Origin of the sequence: Agrobacterium cavarae (assembly GCF_004310285.1) — a bacterium.
Lineage (GTDB): Bacteria > Pseudomonadota > Alphaproteobacteria > Rhizobiales > Rhizobiaceae > Agrobacterium > Agrobacterium cavarae.
The window spans coordinates 111,354-126,828 of the sequence record NZ_SISF01000033.1 but is presented as its reverse complement, the minus strand read 5'-3'; the positions used below and the strand labels follow the sequence as shown (position 1 = coordinate 126,828).

Sequence of the window (15,475 nt, the reverse complement as noted above, 5' to 3'; positions counted from 1 at the left end):
GGCCCTTCTAACATCGAACAACCTACGTCCTCACAGCCCAAGAAACAGCAGCATGATGAAGGTGGCAAAGAGGATCAGATGCGTCATGCCTTCGATGGCATTGGTTTCCCCGTCATTGAGATTGATGGCAGCAACGATGAGGGTGATGAAGACCATGACCGTCTGGACCGGCGTCATCGCCATGATGAAGGGCTGGCCGGAATAAAGTGCGATCGCTTCCATGACCGGAACGGTGAGGATGACGGTCGAGAGCGAGGCGCCCATGGCAATGTTGACGACAGGCTGCATGCGGTTGCGCAAGGCGGCACGCATGGCAGTGAGGATTTCCGGTGCTGCAGAAATGGTGGCAACGACAACAGCCATCAGGCCCTCAGGCGCGCCGCTTCCTTCCAGCCCATGGGTGAGGAAGGTGGCCATGAATTCCGCCAGAACGCCGATCAGCACCACGCCGACGAGAATGACGCCGATCGAATAGGCGGCCGAATTGTCCTCTTCACTGTCGTCATGCGCATTGCCTTCCGGGGCGGCCTTTTTACGATCTGCGCGTGGGTAGCTGTAGCTGAAGAAATAGCTGTGCGGGCCGACCTGCATTTTGAGGAAGAGGCCGTAGAGTGCGATCATCGCGACAATGGTGAAGGCGGAATAGAGGTGCCACTTCGCTTCTGGTACGAATTCCGGCACGATCATCGAAATGCCCATGGCCGTCAGGATCATCACGCCATAGGTGCGGCCCGAATCGTCATTGTAGGGCTGCTCGCCGTGACGAAGCCCGCCCAGTAGTGCGGCCAGACCAAGGATGCCGTTGATGTCGATCATCACCGCCGAGTAGATCGTATCACGCACCAGGGTAGGGGAGCTCGACTCGCTCATGATGATGGCGAGGATCAGCACCTCGACCGCGACAGCGGACAGGGTAAGGATCATCGTGCCGTAGGGGTCTCCGACCTTCGCCGCGAGGATTTCCGCGTGATGGGCAACCCGCATGGACACCGCGACGATCACGGCAATCAGCGCCGCCGCAACGACGAAGGAGAGTGCCTTGCTTGCTTCCAGCACGCTATGTTCTGCCAGATAGGCGACAATCGCGACTGGAACGGCCAGCAACAGCATGCGCTCCTGCTTCAAAGTGGTGGCGACGGACATCTTTCCTCCAGATCTCAGAGCCGTTCGGGCGAATACCGGCTCCGTTGCTGCAACTTTTCGGCCCTGCCCATTTTCACGCCTAACTGTGAGCAGGCGAAAATGCTTTGGGCCGATGATCTTTTCAGTGACAGGTCGAGAGGCGGGTTTGCACTCTTGGCCATTTGGTAGGATAGTGAGCGCGAGGACATGATAACGAAACCGCGATCTCAGTCCTGAAATGCCTGTTTGCGGTATTGGTTGTCAATCTTCTCCAAGCATAACAGGAGGACATGCGCATGACCAAGGTGTGTTATGAAATCGTCGAGCACGATGGCGGCTGGGCGTACCGAATGAACGGTGCCTATTCCGAAGCCTTCCCCACGCACTCCGACGCCGTCCAGGCTGCGAAGATCGCCGCTGCCGAACAGCAGGTTGGGGGTGAGGACGAGGAAATCAGCTACCAGGACGAACGCGGACGCTGGCACGAAGAGTTCAGTCAGGGCGGCGACAGGCCGGAAGCGGAGGTCGTCGATACCTATGCCCAACGACAGGCTGGCACCCCCGGTTGACTTCTCTCAGGGGGCTTAAAGCGTGTCGCGATCTTTCAGATTCGCTCCAAACGCTTCAAGCCCTTGTTTTGTCGCATGTCGTTATCGCAAAACCGGTGACCACTTTTGTGCGGACCATGCTTTAGCGCTTGGATGATGGCGCTTCGGGATCAGTTGCTTTCAGATGTGCTTTCAGCCCATCCACCAACGCAGTGAAGACCGCACGGCAACGTGGCGAGGTCCGAAGATTTTCGTGCATGGCAACCCAGGTGTGGAGTGCCACTTCGAATTCCGGCAGGATGTGCTTTAGCCTCTCATCACGTTTGGCCAGTCCGATCTGGCACATGCCGATACCCGCACCCGCGCGCACCAGCGCAAGCTGGGCCAGATTGCTATCGGCGCGCGTGGCGAAAGGAATTTGATCGGCGTCGGGGATCGCCGGATTTTCTTTCTTCATGTTCTGAAGAATGGCTCTGATAAAGGGCGTCTTGCGATCGAAGCCGACCAGCCGGTGCCCCTCCAGATCCTCTTTCTTCATCGGCGTTCCCATTTTTTGCAGGTAACTGCTTGTCGCGTGGAAGCCGACGCGAAAATTGCCGACATAGCGCATGACGATTGCATCCTGGACCGGCTCGGTCATGCGAATGGCGATGTCCGCCTCCCGCCGTAGCAGATCCTCGATAGTGTCGGAGAGCGAAAGCTCGATCTCGAGCTTTGGATAGGTGTCCTGCATCGCGGCGATGATGGGTGGCAGGACCTCCACCCCAATCACATCCGAGGCGCTGATGCGCACGGCACCTTCGATCTTGCCGACCTCGCCGGAGGCGGCACGCACAAGCGCCGCTGCGGTGGCAGACAGATTTTCCGCATAGGGCTTCAAGGCAATCGCCGCATCTGTGGGAACAAGGCCGTGGGGCGAGCGGATGAAGAGCTGATAGCCGATCGCTTCCTCAAGAGCACCAATATGGCGACCAACGGTTGGTTGTGTGATGCCGAGCTCTCTTGCAGCCGCTGACAGCGAGCCGTCACGCAGCACGCTGAGGAAGGTGCGGTAGTAATCCCAACTGATTTCGCGATCGACGATCATAATTTTTGTATGGCCGGTAAACGTGTTTAGCTAATACTGTATAGCAATCTTTTCGTCCATGCTCCAGTCCAGAACGGTTGCCTAAAAGGATTGGAGTTCATCATGGCCGAGGAAAAAGAGCGCGAGCAGCAAACAGCACTGGTTCTTGGCGCCCGCGGTGGCATTGGCGGGCACATTACCGAAGCTCTGCTTGGACGAGGCTGGAAGGTGCGGGCGCTCGTCAGGGATAAGGCGCCAACCTCTCACCACCCGATGATGGAATGGTGCGTCGGTGACGTGATGATGGCGGAAGATGTATTGCGAGCCGCGCAAGGCGTCTCGCTCATCGTTCATGCGGTCAACCCACCCGGTTATCGAAACTGGGAGACGCTAGTTCTCCCCATGCTCGATAATGCCATCAATGCGGCGGAGACAGTCGGTGCGCGCGTATTGCTGCCCGGCACCGTCTATAATTTCGGCCCCGATGCGTTTCCCTTGCTGAAGGAGGACAGCCCGCAGAGGCCGACGACGCGCAAGGGAAAGATCCGCGTGGAGATGGAAGACCGCTTGCGCGCGGCATCAACGCGCGGCGTGCCGGTGCTGATCGTTCGCGCCGGAGATTTCTTTGGACCGAAGGCGCGCAACAACTGGTTTAGCCAGGGTCTCATTCAGCCCGGAAAGCCTGTGCGCGCCGTCTCCAATCCGGGAAGACCCGGGATCGGCCACCAATGGGCCTATCTTCCGGATGTGGCGGAGACGATGATGCGTCTGCTCGCGCGTGCCGATGAGCTACCACCCTTCGCTGTCTTTCACATGGAAGGCTTCTGGGATGCGAATGGGCGCCACTTGCCTGCCGCCATCGAGCGCGTCGTTGGGCACCACGTTAAGATGAAGCGCGTTCCATGGTGGTTGTTTCGCATCTGCGCACCCTTCGTCCCGCTGTTCAAGGAAATCCTGGAGATGCGTTATCTCTGGCAAAAGGAAGTGAGGATGAGCAATGAGAAGCTTGTGGGGTTTCTTGGCGACGAGCCGCGCACGCCGATCGATGCGGCAGTCTTTGCGACGCTCGAGGATTTGGATTGCCTTGAGCCATATTCTGCCGGCTCAGGGATGGACCTAGCCCGCAACGAAAGCCGCGCACCCGTTTGAGGTGCGCGGCGTTCAATCTCTGATCAGGCAAGCGCCGGATAGTCGGTGTAGCCTTCCGCGCCGCCGCCGTAGAAGGTTTGCTGGTTCGGTTCATTCAGCGGCGCATTGTCCTTCAGGCGCTGAACGAGATCCGGATTGGCGATGAAGGCCTTGCCAAAGGCAATGGCATCGGCCTTGCCGCTGTCTACGGCTTCGATGGCGGATGCACGGTCGTAGCCATTATTGGCGATCCACAGTCCCTTGCCGCCAGCTTCAACGTAAGCAGCTTTCAGGGCAGCGTAATCGAAAGGCTTGTCGCCCTGCTTGAAATCACGCGGGCCACCGGTTGCGCCTTCGATCACGTGGATGAAAGCAAGGCCTCGGGAGCCAAGCTCTTTCACGACGTAGTTGAAGAGTGGCTGCGGGTCGGTCTCGACAATGTCGTTGGCAGGCGTGACGGGAGACAGGCGAATGCCGGTGCGGCCCGCACCAATCTCCTTGGCAACGATGTCCACCACCTCCAGCAGGAAGCGTGCACGGTTCTCAATCGAGCCGCCATAGTTATCGGTGCGCTGGTTGGTGCCGGACTTCAGGAACTGGTCGATCAGGTAGCCATTGGCGGCATGGATCTCGACGCCGTCGAAACCTGCCTCGATGGCAGCGCGTGCGCCCTTACGAAAATCTTCCAGGATGACCGGAATTTCAGCGGTACCAAGTTCGCGCGGCTCGGATGTTTCGGCGAAGGACCCGGTGCCGTCATCGTTGATGATGTAGGTCTTGGACTTTGCCTTGATGGCGGAGGGGGCGACGGGCTGGCCGCCATGCGGCTGCAGCGAGGTGTGCGAGATACGCCCAACATGCCAGATCTGCGCGACGATCTTGCCGCCCACTTTGTGAACGCCATCGGTGACCTTCTGCCAGCCTTCAATTGCTTCCTGCTTGTAGAGGCCTGGAACATCGGCATAGCCCTGGCCCTGCTGCGAGACGGGTGTGCCTTCGGTGATGATCAGGCCTGCGGTTGCCCGCTGCTCGTAATAGGTGGCGTTGAGGTTGTTCGGGATCGCACCCGGGGACCGATTGCGGGTCAGCGGCGCCATCACGACGCGGTTTGCCAGGGCGATATCGCCAGCCTGCGCGGGTTCGAACAGTTTGGTCATGGTGCTTTCTCTTCCTGTTGATAGGGAGCGCAGCGATTGCGCCAATACGTCAAAGGGTTTCGTTCAGATAGGCCAGAAACTTGGCGATGTTTTCTTCGTCACGTTCATAGAAATTCCACTGGCCAACCTTGCGCGAGCGGACGAGACCGGCCGCCTGCAAGGCTGCGAGATGGGACGAGACAGTGGACTGCGACAGACCACTGATTTCGAATTGATGTGCACATACGCCCATGCTGAAAGGGTGCGCCTGGTTGAAGTGGTTCTCAGGCTTTTTCAGCCAGTTGAGAAACTTCAGCCGCACCGGATGGGCGATGGCTTTCAATGCGTCTTCGGGGTTCATCTCATTCCTGCATATCTAAACATCATGATATTTATATCGAGAATTTTCGATATCAAGGAATGGTGGGAATTTATCTCAAAAAAAAGGCCGCTGGATTTCTCCGCGGCCGACAGTTTTGAAGGTAAAAACCTCCAGAGGGGAACAGCACCGGACAACTGGAAAGCGTCGGGTGCTGATCAAGATATGGAGGCGGAATACGCTGGAAACAAGGGCAATTTCCCTTAATAATGCATTCAAATCCAGAAAATTATTGCGGGTAAAAAAAGAGGGCCGCCGGATTGCTCCAGGGCCCTTGTAATTGTGAAGGTCAAAAAACCTCCAGAGGGGAACAGCTGATGCGGCGGAACTGGGAGGAAAAGCCGCCGTGTGCATCAGCTATGTGCGATATGATGCTTTTATGGGCAGGCTTCAACTCTTTTTTGTGCAAGACAGGCATGCGTGCTGTGCATTGCTTGCCTGTTTTGTCATATTTTCTTCGCAAGGCTGCCACTGCGCCGAGATGAAATTCGGCACTATGGTACCGCTCATCGCCTTGTATTGGTTCATCTTTCAGCCACTGAGTGACGCGTCAGAAGTTCCAGTTGCGGGCCTTTGCCACGATGAAGTCGCGGAAGGCTTTCAGCTTGGCGGCGTTCTTCATCTCGTCCGGGTAGCAGAAATAGGTATCGAAGGATGGAATATCGGCCGGAAGCGACAGCTGAATGAGACCTGGATCGCGTCCCACAATATAATCAGGAAGGCAGGCAATGCCGATTCCCAGCAGACAGGCGCGCTTGATCGAGGTCTGGCTGTTGATCTGCAGGTGGGCAAGCCGGGTGTTGTCGGATGAGCGCCCGGCATTTTCCAGCCAGTTCACGTCCAGAAGGTAGTTGGGTGCAGGCTCGCCAAACGAGATGATCTTGTGGTTGTCGAGATCCTCGATCGACTGCGGCTCTCCATATCGGTTGATATAGGAGGGCGCGGCATAGACGTGCATATGCACGGTGAAGAGCTTGCGCTGAATGAGATCCGACTGCTGTGGCTGGCGCAGGCGGATGGCGCAATCCGCATGACGCATGTTCACGTCCAACTCCTCATTGTCGAGGATGAGCTGGATCGCCATTTCCGGATAAAGCTGGAGAAACTCCTGCACCTTGTCCGTCAGCCAGCCTTGGCCGAGGCCGACGGTGGTGGTGACACGCAGTTTGCCGCTTGGCTTCTCGGTCGTCTCCGTCAGTTGCATCTTGACGGTTTCGAGCTTCAGCAAAACGTCATGCGCAGTTCGATAGAGCAATTCGCCCTGTTCGGTGAGGATCAGGCCGCGCGCGTGGCGGTGAAAGAGCTTGACGCCGACATCCTGCTCCAGCGCGCTGACCTGGCGGCTGATGGCGGACTGGGACAGATGCAGCTTGTCCGCTGCGTGGGTGAAGGATCCAGCTTCGGCAGCCGCATGAAATATGCGCAGTTTGTCCCAGTCCAATGGCATAGGCATGCGGTTTGGTGCCCTTCTTTATTCGGCTGCAACGGCCAGCGGCGCCTGTGCCGCGAGATAACGTTCGGCTTCGAGAGCCGCCATGCAACCCATTCCGGCCGCGGTGATGGCTTGGCGATAGGTATCGTCGGTAACGTCGCCTGCGGCGAAAATGCCTTCGACATCCGTTGCCGTCGAATCCGGTGCCGTCCACATGTAGCCGTTTGGCTTCAGCTTCAGCTTGTCCTTGAACAGTTCGACCGCCGGTGCATGACCGATCGCCACAAAGACGCCGTGGATCGGCATTTCAGTGATCTCACCGCTCTTGGTGTTGCGCAGACGTGCACCAGTGACAGACGGTGGCATGGGTGGCTTGGCCGGCGTGCCGGTGATTTCGGCAACCTCGGTGTTCCACAGGATCTTCACATTCTCCTTGGCGAAGAGGCGCTCCTGCAAAATCTTTTCCGAGCGGAAACTGTCGCGACGATGCACGACGGTGACCGACTTGGCGATATTGGCGAGATAAAGTGCTTCCTCCACGGCGGAGTTACCGCCGCCGACCACGATCACGTCCCTGTTGCGATAGAAGAAGCCATCGCAGGTGGCGCAGGCGGAAACGCCAAAGCCCTGAAAGTGCTGTTCGCTTTCGATGCCCAGCCACTTCGCCTTGGCGCCCGTGGAAATGATCAGCGTGTCGGCTGTCCAGACCGCGCCGGAGTCGGTCTTGACGGTGAAGGGGCGGACAGTGGTCTCGACCTCAGTGACCAGGTCGTTGACGATCTCAGCGCCGACATGCTGCGCCTGCTTCAGCATCTGATCCATCAGGAACGGGCCCTGGATCGGGTCGGCATAACCTGGATAATTTTCCACATCCGTGGTGATCATCAATTGGCCACCCTGCTCCATGCCGGCAATCAGCACAGGCTCCAGCATGGCGCGGGCAGCATAGATGGCTGCGGTGTAACCGGCGGGGCCGGAGCCGATGATCAAAACCTTTGTGTGGCGGGCGGACATGGGACGGTTCCTTTCAACAGGGTGCAGGCAGCCGGATTTGGAGGTGGCGCCAGGATAGATACCCTTCCTGCGCAGCATTTAAGGGTGTCCAGTGCCGATATTCAAGGGCAGCCTTGCATTACCAACAAGGCAGTTGCAACAGAACACGTAATTTTGTGTCGCGAGCACGACGGATTATTGCGAATCCCGTCGCGTGGAGTAGAAGGAAGCACACAACCGCTGACGAAGGAATGCATGCGTGGCCAGCGTCGAACTCGATGCCATCGATCTCAAAATCTTGCGTGAACTGCAGCGCGACGGCCGCATGACCAATGTCGAGCTCGCCGACCGCGTCGGCATCTCTGCGCCGCCCTGCCTTCGCCGCGTGCGCAAGCTGGAAGAGGCCGGCATCATCGAGGGCTACCACGCGATGCTGAATGCCCCCAAGCTCGGCTTCGATCTCGTGGCCTTCTGCATGGTCGGCCTGAAGCGCCAGTCCGAAGCCAACCTCAAAGCCTTCGCCGCCGCCACCGACGGGTGGCCGCTGGTGCGCCAGGCCTGGATGGTTTCCGGCGACAGCGACTTCCTGCTTCACTGCGTGGCCGAAAATCTCACGCAGTTTCAGGATTTCGTCATCGAGGTGCTGACCGCCGACGAGCATGTGGAGACGGTGCGGACGATGTTGACCATCCGGCAGGTGAAGCGGTTGGGATTGGTTGAGGTTTGAGGGGAGTGAACCCCTTCATCGTCAACTTTCAGTTGTTTCCCAGGACGACGTGCTGTTGACGAGCGTCTTTTTTATCTTCCGCTCGTCACGCCAGTTGCGTCCGGTATCCGTGATGACGTAAGGCTTGCGTTCGCCATAAATGAAGTTCTTATAAGGTTTGATAAACTTCTTGAGCGGGCGGTTGACGTCGTTATGAAACTGCTTCTCTGGGTCAAAGCGTTCATCCATCAATGCGCCTGCCTTACGCGCGAAATCTCCTCTGAGAAAGGATGGAGACGTAGTGAAGCAAGGAAATGAAAAGCCCAACTTGAATTTGATTCCTAGCACTTTCCACCGCGGCCACTGGCGATGGTAAGGGCCGTGCTTATAATTCCAGTTTTTGTAGAAGTGATTTAGCGACACCTGTGCGACATCCTTATTGCTAAAGATTTCGAGTATCTCGGCTGAGAAAATTTTCTCGTTTACCACCCAATCATCCTCAAGGTGGAACACAAACGGAGATTGCGTTGAAAGCCAGTTCCGCCTCACTGCAGTACAGAAGTTGGGATTTTCCGGTGTTGTGATATGGGCGTCAGGAAAAAATGAGCGGATAACGTCCTGCGTCCGTTTTTCGTCATCTGTACCACCGAAGATCGGGTCGATGTTTGCGTAAAAGTTCGCGACGTCAAAATTTTCGAACACGGACGCGCTGAAGCTCTGTAGCGTTGTTTTCAGCAGGTCAGGTCGACGGCCGGCAACGAGGCAAATATCGATTGTTGGCATAGCGAAATGTTGTCCTCAATTAGACTTGCTGATTTCGATACCGTTTTAAGTCCGCTTTTGCTGCCCGCGCAACCCGATAGTCGGCCTCGCGAATGGGCTTTGGGGTCGTTTCTGATAGCAAACGGGATAAATTCACAAGTTTTAGGAATACCAATTTTGTCGCTGACGTCTTTGTGCTAGTGGGCGGAATACTCGTTTCGGATTCCCGCATGGAAAAGCTTGATATCGTCGTAGTGAATTTAACTCGTTCCCACGAGCGTCGTACCGCGATGAGGGCACTGTTGGATCCATTAGGATTGCCCTACCGTTTTTTCGATGCCATCGACGGAAGGGCCAAGCCTCACCCGCTCTTCAGCCGTTTCGACCCCCTAAAGTCTGAGATGCGTCACGGATACATTCTGACTCCCGGTGAGTTGGGATGTTACGCAAGCCATTACTTACTTTGGGAACAATGTGTTGCTGAAGATAAACCACTGCTCATTTTCGAAGATGACGTGACACTGAACGACAATTTCCTGAGTGCCTATGAGGTTGCATGTGACAAGATAGAAAAGTACGGTGTCATCCGCTTTTCTCGTCACAAAAGACGGCGCTGGGTCAGGATAGAGAGCCTCTCCAAAGGGCTAGATATCATCCGACTCAAGATCGGGCCTCATGGGACATCATGCTATGCTGTATCTCCAGGCGCTGCGAAACAACTGATTGAGACAGCGAACGTCTGGTTCGAACCGGTTGATTGTCATCTCGATCGTTTTTGGCGTCATGGCATATATTGCTACAATATCGCGCCACCTCCGGTTATACATGCCGCTCAAACAGTGGAGAAGTCCGAGATTTGGGGCGGAACTGCCCGAGATGAGCCGTCGAGCAGATTTCGTTTCCGTCGCAAAGTTTACCGAATTTACGATAAGACACTCCGTTTCATGTGCAATGTTCGCTACTTTGGCCGCTGGCGCAGAATGCCGAAATAGTTCTTCTGCCAGCTTGGTTATATTACCAGAAAGATCGAGAAAAGAGAGTGATCATTACCCGTATCGTTGGTGGTCTCGGCAACCAGATGTTTCAATATGCTGTGGGGCGGGCGCTTTCTATCGAAACCGATCAGACCCTGAAGCTGGATCTGACCGAAATGGAGCGTTACGCGGTACACGCTTTTCAACTCGAGCAATTCGACATCATATATGAAGTCGCGGAACGTGGGGAAATTCCCTATCCGCCCAGAAAGAGTCTGTTCGGAAGACTTGTCACCAAACTAAAAAATAGGGGGCGAATTCCCCAGTTGTTTGAGAAGACCCAATCTTTTGATCCAAACGTTATGAATTGGCGGGGACCTGCTCACCTTTCCGGCTACTGGCAGAGCGAGAAATATTTCGTGCGGCATGCCGACGTTATCCGTCAGGACTTCTCACTGAATCAAAGCTATAGTCACCAGAGACAGAACGTTTTTTCTATGATCCGCAGTGTTGAGGAGCCAATATCCGTCCATGTAAGGAGAGGCGATTATGTCACAAATCAGAGGGCGAACGCTATCCACGGTACCTGCGAGCCGAGTTGGTATGAGAAAGCAATGGCGAGGATGGCCGCCAAGACTCCGAGTCCAACCTTTTTCATATTTTCCGACGACCCAGAATGGGCAAGAGCGAATCTTCCGAGATTTGATGGGGCTGTCTTCGTGGAGCCTCAGGCAGACGGCAGAGATGCAGAAGACATGCATCTTATGGCCGCGTGCCACTCCCACATTATCGCCAACAGCACCTTCAGCTGGTGGGGAGCTTGGCTGAACCCGCGTCAGGAAAAGCACGTGATAGCGCCCGCCCAATGGTTTCGTTCATCAGAGCGGGATAGCACGGATATTGTGCCTTCAAAGTGGGAAAGATTGTAGGCAAACTTCGCGCGCTGCACAAACGAACTCGATATTCTATGTCCGTTTAAGTCATGATATCTTCAGTCCAGTCTTTAAGAGTGAAAACATTCCATTTGCGGTGTACTTTTGGTGCGCGTCGCTTAGAAGGTATTGCCGCGCAGCCTCTATGAATGTTCTCCACTGCGATTCATCGACGCTTCTCAAGAATTCCAAGAGCTCTCCGTCGGAGGAGAATCTCCGGCGATCAATGAATGTATCGATTGGAATCATGTCCTCGATGTCTGGAGCACCCAAAATGGATCGGGACGCAGCCAGCGTGGAAAGCATCAAATATTTTCTCCGTCAAATAGCCGCGCAGATTTTGTGCATTTTCGTAGCATAGATTAAAACGATAATTTGACATTGTCGCCAGTTTGTTCTCAACTTTGCCGCGCCAAGACTTGTATTCCCCGGTCCATCTCGCGCCGTAGTGATCAAAGTCATCTATACAATGCTGTTCTAAGAATTTTATCGTCTCTATTCTAGCGGTGTAGAGTTCGTCAGGATGTGTGGATACCTTATTAGCGGAGAAGTTACAAATAAGCTTTCTATCTTGGAAGTGCGGACTTGGTTGTAGCGGCAAAGCATCGAGCTGTGGAAAGACAAACTCTTTATATCTGCCTCCTAATTCTAGGAGATCTTTGCTCCATGTAAATATAACCGTGAAATCACAGTGATTTTTTCTGTCGTAAGCAAATTCTTCTACGATAGGAGGTTCATATAGAGCAACCGCGATCCTATCTGCTAAGCCTGCTTTTATGCAGCACTGGTAGAATGTTCCCTTGCCCAGCATTTGATTGACGGCTCGTTTGACCCGTTTGGTAAGGCGCATAGGTTTGAAGTCTCTGGGCATGTTTTGAAAGATGACCCAGGCAACATCCTCTAATGCACCGTGATAATTCTCGGGAGTATACAACTCATAGCCGTGCTGTCGAAAACGGGTTTGAATTAGGTGCCATATATTTTGCTCATCGCCTCTAGTGCCAGGCTGGCAAAATATATTCGCCATGTTCTCTTGCTGGGGAGCATAAATAACTGGCCGCAACGTCATGTCCTTGCTCTCATTTCCACGCTACCGAACGCGATCGTATCGCGTAGCCTGCAGCGCCATTCTCATAAAAAACTAGTTTCTCACCGTGCCATGCCACTTGAGAGGCGAACAGGCAGCTTGGCAGATTTTATCTGCTGACAAAGTGAGTAGTGCTCGGGCATATAATTTCACCCGAGAACGACGAGATTTTGCTCTCGTGCGGTCTGCAGCGGAAAATTTTATCTCCGCCATCTCTTCTCGACTAAAGAGGGCATGCTTACGATTTTGCCAAAGTGTCTCGATGTCGCTTGGCGTTGCGTTCCATTTAAACTCATCGAAACGATAGAACTTGTACCGTGGATCTTCCAACGGGAGCAGATCTATGTCTGGACGCTGAACTGGGTTCAGCATGCCGGCGACAGGTAAATGGATGGTTGTTGCGTGCGACAACCAAGCGGCGAGCCACGCGAACGAACTGATCGATACTGCAATCTCGCGAGACCGTCGTAGGGTCTCAAAGTCCTCAACCGCTGTCTGTGGTTTAGAAAAGATAGATTTTGGATAGCGCTCGCGGAGTTTTTCTGCGTAGTAGCTGTTTTCTAACTGCCCGATGAAGACGGGTGCTGCATTGGTATTCTCCAGAACAGCGTCGATGTAGGAAAACGGAATAGGATAGTAATCTTGGTGCGCCGGGGTGAGAATGTCGCCACCACGAATGTGAAACACGACGTGTTCGGAGCCATATCCTTTTACATTGTCGAATCGTGAGCCAATGAGCGGCCGATAAAATTCTGGCGGGGCGTAATTCGACATTCTGAACGAGTGCCCCTTTAACAAAATATTCGACGCGAGCCCTCTGCGAATGATGTCAACGACGTCTTCGTGGTAGATGTAGTTGCCGGTCAGAGCCAGCTCTATCATTTTGTGAGGGTGATTATCTGCCGCTGCATGCAAACCCCATTCTGGGATATGGCAGCCGCTAACATTCACGTCGCCGACGACGCGCTCAATGTTTTTAGCGAGCATGAACTGCAACAATTGATTGGCAGTCCCACCTCTTGGCTGAATTCTCAGGCGACACGCCATAACGTTGGTCCGATCACAGAAGTTAGCCTAGGAATTTAGTTTTTTTGCATTGAAGCCCCAAGGGCGTCGTCAAGCGTCGAGAATTCACTGTCCAGCGGGTAATGATGGTTACCGATGAAGAAGCCTGCGTCGTCGATCCGCTCGGCATTTGTAAGGTCGCCTGCAATCGTATAGTCGAACCATTTCAGCACTTCGTTCTTGGCAAAATTGCCTGCGACGATGGGTCGGGTGTCGACCTTTGCAGCCGTCAGAGCTGAGATCAGATGTTCGCGGCTTACGTTGGCGTCTGGTTCGACAATCATGCTAAAGCCGAACCAGCTACTTTCGCCGATTTCCTTCTGGGTTCTGAGATAGGGAAATTGCTTCATGATCTGGAGGAAACGTTCCGCGTTGTTTCGTCTCTCGCGAACGATCATCGGTAGTTTGCGCAGTTGAGCCAGTCCCAAAGCACCGCTCATTTCGAGAGGGCGCAGATTGTAGCCGGGAAGAACGAAGCGGAAGGCCTCGGTGAAGGGGTCGTCGCTCTTGTCGGTCGTGATTCGGTTCTGCTTCGGCAGATTTCGAGTCCAGCCATGCGCGCGCAGAGCCAGCAGGATGTGATAGATTTCCTCGTCGTCGGTAACGACCATTCCACCTTCCATGGTGGAGATATGGTGGCTGAAGAAGGAGCTATAGGTTCCCATGAGGCCGAAGGTGCCCGTCTGCTTTCCTTCAAATGTTGCGCCCATGGACTCGCAGTTGTCTTCCAACAGAACGATGTCGCGATCGCCTATGATGGTCTTGATCTTGTTGAAGTCGTTGGGATTGCCGAGAAGGTTGACGGCTAATATCGCCCGCGTGTTAGGCGTGATCGCCTGTTCGAGCTTTTCCAGGTCGAAGTTCAAAGTGTCCTTGTCGATATCAACAAAGCGCAACTTCAGCCCATATTGATAGAGCGGATAGTAGGTAGTGCTCCACGATACGGCCGGAACGATCACCTCGGCTCCCGGCAAAAGCGGTGATTCCGATTTGTATCGGAGCGCGCCGATCATCACGAGATTTGCGGAGGACCCGGAATTGACCATGACGCAGTACCGGCTGCCGACATAGTCCGCAAAGGCCTTTTCGAATTCGGCAACCTTCTGTCCCATCGTGAACATGCCGGACTGGATGACCGATTGAATGGCTTCATATTCCTCATGGTCCCAGGCAGAATTAGCGAGCGGATAGGACATTCTGTACTTCCTTGGAAAGATAATAGTCGTAAGTCTTGCGAATGCCGTCATGCAACTTGGTGCGAGGCACCCATCCGAGCTCTGTCTGGCGGGTCACGTCCAGAAGCTTTCTCGCCATGCCGACCGGCTTGGAAAGATCATGGACGAAGCTGCCCTTGAAGCCTATGACCTCTGCGGCTGCGGCGTAGTATTCATTGATCGTATAATCGTATCCAAGGCCAATATTGGTCAGCGCGGGCAGCGCCTCGAAATGGTCGATGGCGAAGAAGATGGCCTCTGCCAAGTCCTCGGCAAACATGAATTCTCTGCGGGCGTTGCCATCGCCCCAAATATCAACTGCTTCTGCACCGCTTTCTTTGGCGGAATGCAGCTTGTGTATGACGGCGGGGATCATATGGGAGACGGCAGGATCGAACTTGTCGAAACGACCGTAAAGGTTGCAGGGAATGAGCGTCTTGTACTGATACTCGCCGTCCTCCCGCGTGACATAGTCGCAAAGTCGAGCGACCGCGCATTTGGCGATGGCGTAACCCTCGTTGGTGTGCTCGAGGGGTCCACCCAGCACCATATCTTCTTTCAGCGGGTCCATGTGGCCGCGCGGATACATGCACGAGCTTCCAAGATTGATCAGTCGCTTGACGCCTGCCGCTCTCGCTGCCCGGACGATATTCTCACCCATGCTCCAGTTTTCTGTCAGAAAACGAACAGGTTCACGAATATTGGCCTGAATTCCGCCGACCCGTCCCGCGGCGTGGACGATAATCGATGGCTGAAGCGATTGGACGAATTCCGCCGTTTTGGCAGCATTGGTAAGGTCAAGGACCTCACTTGTGGGAGCATGGACCTCAGCGCCTCTTTTTGCCGCCTGCTCCAGGATGTTGCGGCCAACCATCCCACGTCCGCCAGTCAGCAAAATCTTCATGTGCTTTCCTTAACAGCCTGGACTTCT

At 54.7% G+C, this 15,475-nt stretch carries 16 protein-coding genes; 5 read left to right on the top strand and 11 right to left on the bottom strand.

Annotation, left to right across the window (positions count from 1 at the left end; genetic code table 11):
* Positions 1-30: 30 nt before the first annotated feature.
* Positions 31-1,143 carry a calcium:cation antiporter gene (locus EYC79_RS18960; protein ID WP_130979094.1) on the bottom strand — a complete coding sequence of 371 codons (1,113 nt, stop codon included), beginning with the start codon at positions 1,141-1,143 and terminating at the stop codon, positions 31-33.
* Between the two features lie 275 nt (positions 1,144-1,418).
* On the opposite strand from EYC79_RS18960, the gene EYC79_RS18955 reads away from it, so the two are divergent.
* Positions 1,419-1,691 carry a DUF2188 domain-containing protein gene (locus EYC79_RS18955; protein ID WP_062426420.1) on the top strand — a complete coding sequence of 91 codons (273 nt, stop codon included), beginning with the start codon at positions 1,419-1,421 and terminating at the stop codon, positions 1,689-1,691.
* A gap of 121 nt (positions 1,692-1,812) precedes the next feature.
* Here the strand turns inward: EYC79_RS18955 and EYC79_RS18950 are convergent, their stop codons facing one another.
* On the bottom strand, positions 1,813-2,757 hold the full coding sequence (locus EYC79_RS18950) for a LysR family transcriptional regulator (RefSeq protein WP_062440343.1): 945 nt from the start codon (positions 2,755-2,757) through the stop codon (positions 1,813-1,815).
* Positions 2,758-2,859: 102 nt separating this feature from the next.
* Between EYC79_RS18950 and EYC79_RS18945 the strand changes: the two genes are divergently transcribed.
* Positions 2,860-3,885: an NAD(P)H-binding protein gene (locus EYC79_RS18945; RefSeq protein WP_130979092.1), complete on the top strand. Its 1,026-nt coding sequence runs from the start codon at positions 2,860-2,862 to the stop codon at positions 3,883-3,885.
* Between the two features lie 23 nt (positions 3,886-3,908).
* Here the strand turns inward: EYC79_RS18945 and EYC79_RS18940 are convergent, their stop codons facing one another.
* The 4 genes from EYC79_RS18940 to trxB form a co-directional block, all read right to left on the bottom strand.
* Positions 3,909-5,021 (bottom strand): alkene reductase, encoded by a 1,113-nt coding sequence (locus EYC79_RS18940; RefSeq protein ID WP_111846848.1) that lies wholly within the window; start codon positions 5,019-5,021, stop codon positions 3,909-3,911.
* A 49-nt stretch (positions 5,022-5,070) separates the two neighbouring features.
* On the bottom strand, positions 5,071-5,361 hold the full coding sequence (locus tag EYC79_RS18935; RefSeq protein WP_062426423.1) for an ArsR/SmtB family transcription factor: 291 nt from the start codon (positions 5,359-5,361) through the stop codon (positions 5,071-5,073).
* 568 nt (positions 5,362-5,929) lie between these two features.
* On the bottom strand, positions 5,930-6,826 hold the full coding sequence (locus tag EYC79_RS18930) for a LysR family transcriptional regulator VtlR (protein ID WP_062426425.1): 897 nt from the start codon (positions 6,824-6,826) through the stop codon (positions 5,930-5,932).
* A 24-nt stretch (positions 6,827-6,850) separates the two neighbouring features.
* Positions 6,851-7,825, bottom strand: a complete 975-nt coding sequence (gene trxB, locus EYC79_RS18925) for a thioredoxin-disulfide reductase (protein ID WP_113178051.1) — start codon at positions 7,823-7,825, stop codon at positions 6,851-6,853.
* A gap of 238 nt (positions 7,826-8,063) precedes the next feature.
* On the opposite strand from trxB, the gene EYC79_RS18920 reads away from it, so the two are divergent.
* Entirely contained in the window at positions 8,064-8,531 is a 468-nt protein-coding gene (locus tag EYC79_RS18920; RefSeq protein ID WP_062426426.1) for an Lrp/AsnC family transcriptional regulator, read from the top strand.
* Positions 8,532-8,552: 21 nt separating this feature from the next.
* On the opposite strand, the gene EYC79_RS18915 is transcribed toward EYC79_RS18920, so the two are convergent.
* Positions 8,553-9,293 (bottom strand): glycosyltransferase family 2 protein, encoded by a 741-nt coding sequence (locus tag EYC79_RS18915; protein ID WP_130979090.1) that lies wholly within the window; start codon positions 9,291-9,293, stop codon positions 8,553-8,555.
* 209 nt (positions 9,294-9,502) lie between these two features.
* Here EYC79_RS18915 and EYC79_RS18910 point away from each other — a divergent pair, with 209 nt between their 5' ends.
* Both EYC79_RS18910 and EYC79_RS18905 read left to right on the top strand, forming a co-directional pair.
* Entirely contained in the window at positions 9,503-10,264 is a 762-nt protein-coding gene (locus EYC79_RS18910; protein ID WP_162693840.1) for a glycosyltransferase family 25 protein, read from the top strand.
* A 47-nt stretch (positions 10,265-10,311) separates the two neighbouring features.
* Positions 10,312-11,175 carry an alpha-1,2-fucosyltransferase gene (locus tag EYC79_RS18905; RefSeq protein WP_111846853.1) on the top strand — a complete coding sequence of 288 codons (864 nt, stop codon included), beginning with the start codon at positions 10,312-10,314 and terminating at the stop codon, positions 11,173-11,175.
* A 226-nt stretch (positions 11,176-11,401) separates the two neighbouring features.
* On the opposite strand, the gene EYC79_RS18900 is transcribed toward EYC79_RS18905, so the two are convergent.
* The 4 genes from EYC79_RS18900 to EYC79_RS18885 all read right to left on the bottom strand — a co-directional run bounded on the left by EYC79_RS18900 (position 11,402) and on the right by EYC79_RS18885 (position 15,448).
* Entirely contained in the window at positions 11,402-12,247 is an 846-nt protein-coding gene (locus EYC79_RS18900) for a glycosyltransferase family 10 domain-containing protein (protein ID WP_130979088.1), read from the bottom strand.
* 72 nt (positions 12,248-12,319) lie between these two features.
* On the bottom strand, positions 12,320-13,264 hold the full coding sequence (locus tag EYC79_RS18895) for a hypothetical protein (protein ID WP_130979086.1): 945 nt from the start codon (positions 13,262-13,264) through the stop codon (positions 12,320-12,322).
* An 83-nt stretch (positions 13,265-13,347) separates the two neighbouring features.
* On the bottom strand, positions 13,348-14,526 hold the full coding sequence (locus tag EYC79_RS18890) for a DegT/DnrJ/EryC1/StrS family aminotransferase (RefSeq protein ID WP_130979085.1): 1,179 nt from the start codon (positions 14,524-14,526) through the stop codon (positions 13,348-13,350).
* Positions 14,507-15,448 carry a GDP-L-fucose synthase family protein gene (locus tag EYC79_RS18885; RefSeq protein ID WP_130979083.1) on the bottom strand — a complete coding sequence of 314 codons (942 nt, stop codon included), beginning with the start codon at positions 15,446-15,448 and terminating at the stop codon, positions 14,507-14,509. Before EYC79_RS18885 ends, EYC79_RS18890 begins: the two co-directional genes overlap by 20 nt.
* Between the last annotated feature and the right edge of the window lie 27 nt (positions 15,449-15,475).

Coding starts and splice junctions, on each gene's coding strand:
- EYC79_RS18955 (WP_062426420.1), top strand. CDS start 1,419: ATGACCAAGGTGTGTTATGAAATCGTCGAGCACGATGGCGGCTGGGCG.
- EYC79_RS18935 (WP_062426423.1), bottom strand. CDS start 5,361: ATGAACCCCGAAGACGCATTGAAAGCCATCGCCCATCCGGTGCGGCTG.
- EYC79_RS18890 (WP_130979085.1), bottom strand. CDS start 14,526: ATGTCCTATCCGCTCGCTAATTCTGCCTGGGACCATGAGGAATATGAA.
- EYC79_RS18960 (WP_130979094.1), bottom strand. CDS start 1,143: ATGTCCGTCGCCACCACTTTGAAGCAGGAGCGCATGCTGTTGCTGGCC.
- EYC79_RS18910 (WP_162693840.1), top strand. CDS start 9,503: ATGGAAAAGCTTGATATCGTCGTAGTGAATTTAACTCGTTCCCACGAG.
- EYC79_RS18950 (WP_062440343.1), bottom strand. CDS start 2,757: ATGATCGTCGATCGCGAAATCAGTTGGGATTACTACCGCACCTTCCTC.
- EYC79_RS18945 (WP_130979092.1), top strand. CDS start 2,860: ATGGCCGAGGAAAAAGAGCGCGAGCAGCAAACAGCACTGGTTCTTGGC.
- EYC79_RS18930 (WP_062426425.1), bottom strand. CDS start 6,826: ATGCCATTGGACTGGGACAAACTGCGCATATTTCATGCGGCTGCCGAA.
- EYC79_RS18900 (WP_130979088.1), bottom strand. CDS start 12,247: ATGACGTTGCGGCCAGTTATTTATGCTCCCCAGCAAGAGAACATGGCG.
- EYC79_RS18885 (WP_130979083.1), bottom strand. CDS start 15,448: ATGAAGATTTTGCTGACTGGCGGACGTGGGATGGTTGGCCGCAACATC.
- EYC79_RS18915 (WP_130979090.1), bottom strand. CDS start 9,293: ATGCCAACAATCGATATTTGCCTCGTTGCCGGCCGTCGACCTGACCTG.
- EYC79_RS18940 (WP_111846848.1), bottom strand. CDS start 5,021: ATGACCAAACTGTTCGAACCCGCGCAGGCTGGCGATATCGCCCTGGCA.
- trxB (WP_113178051.1), bottom strand. CDS start 7,825: ATGTCCGCCCGCCACACAAAGGTTTTGATCATCGGCTCCGGCCCCGCC.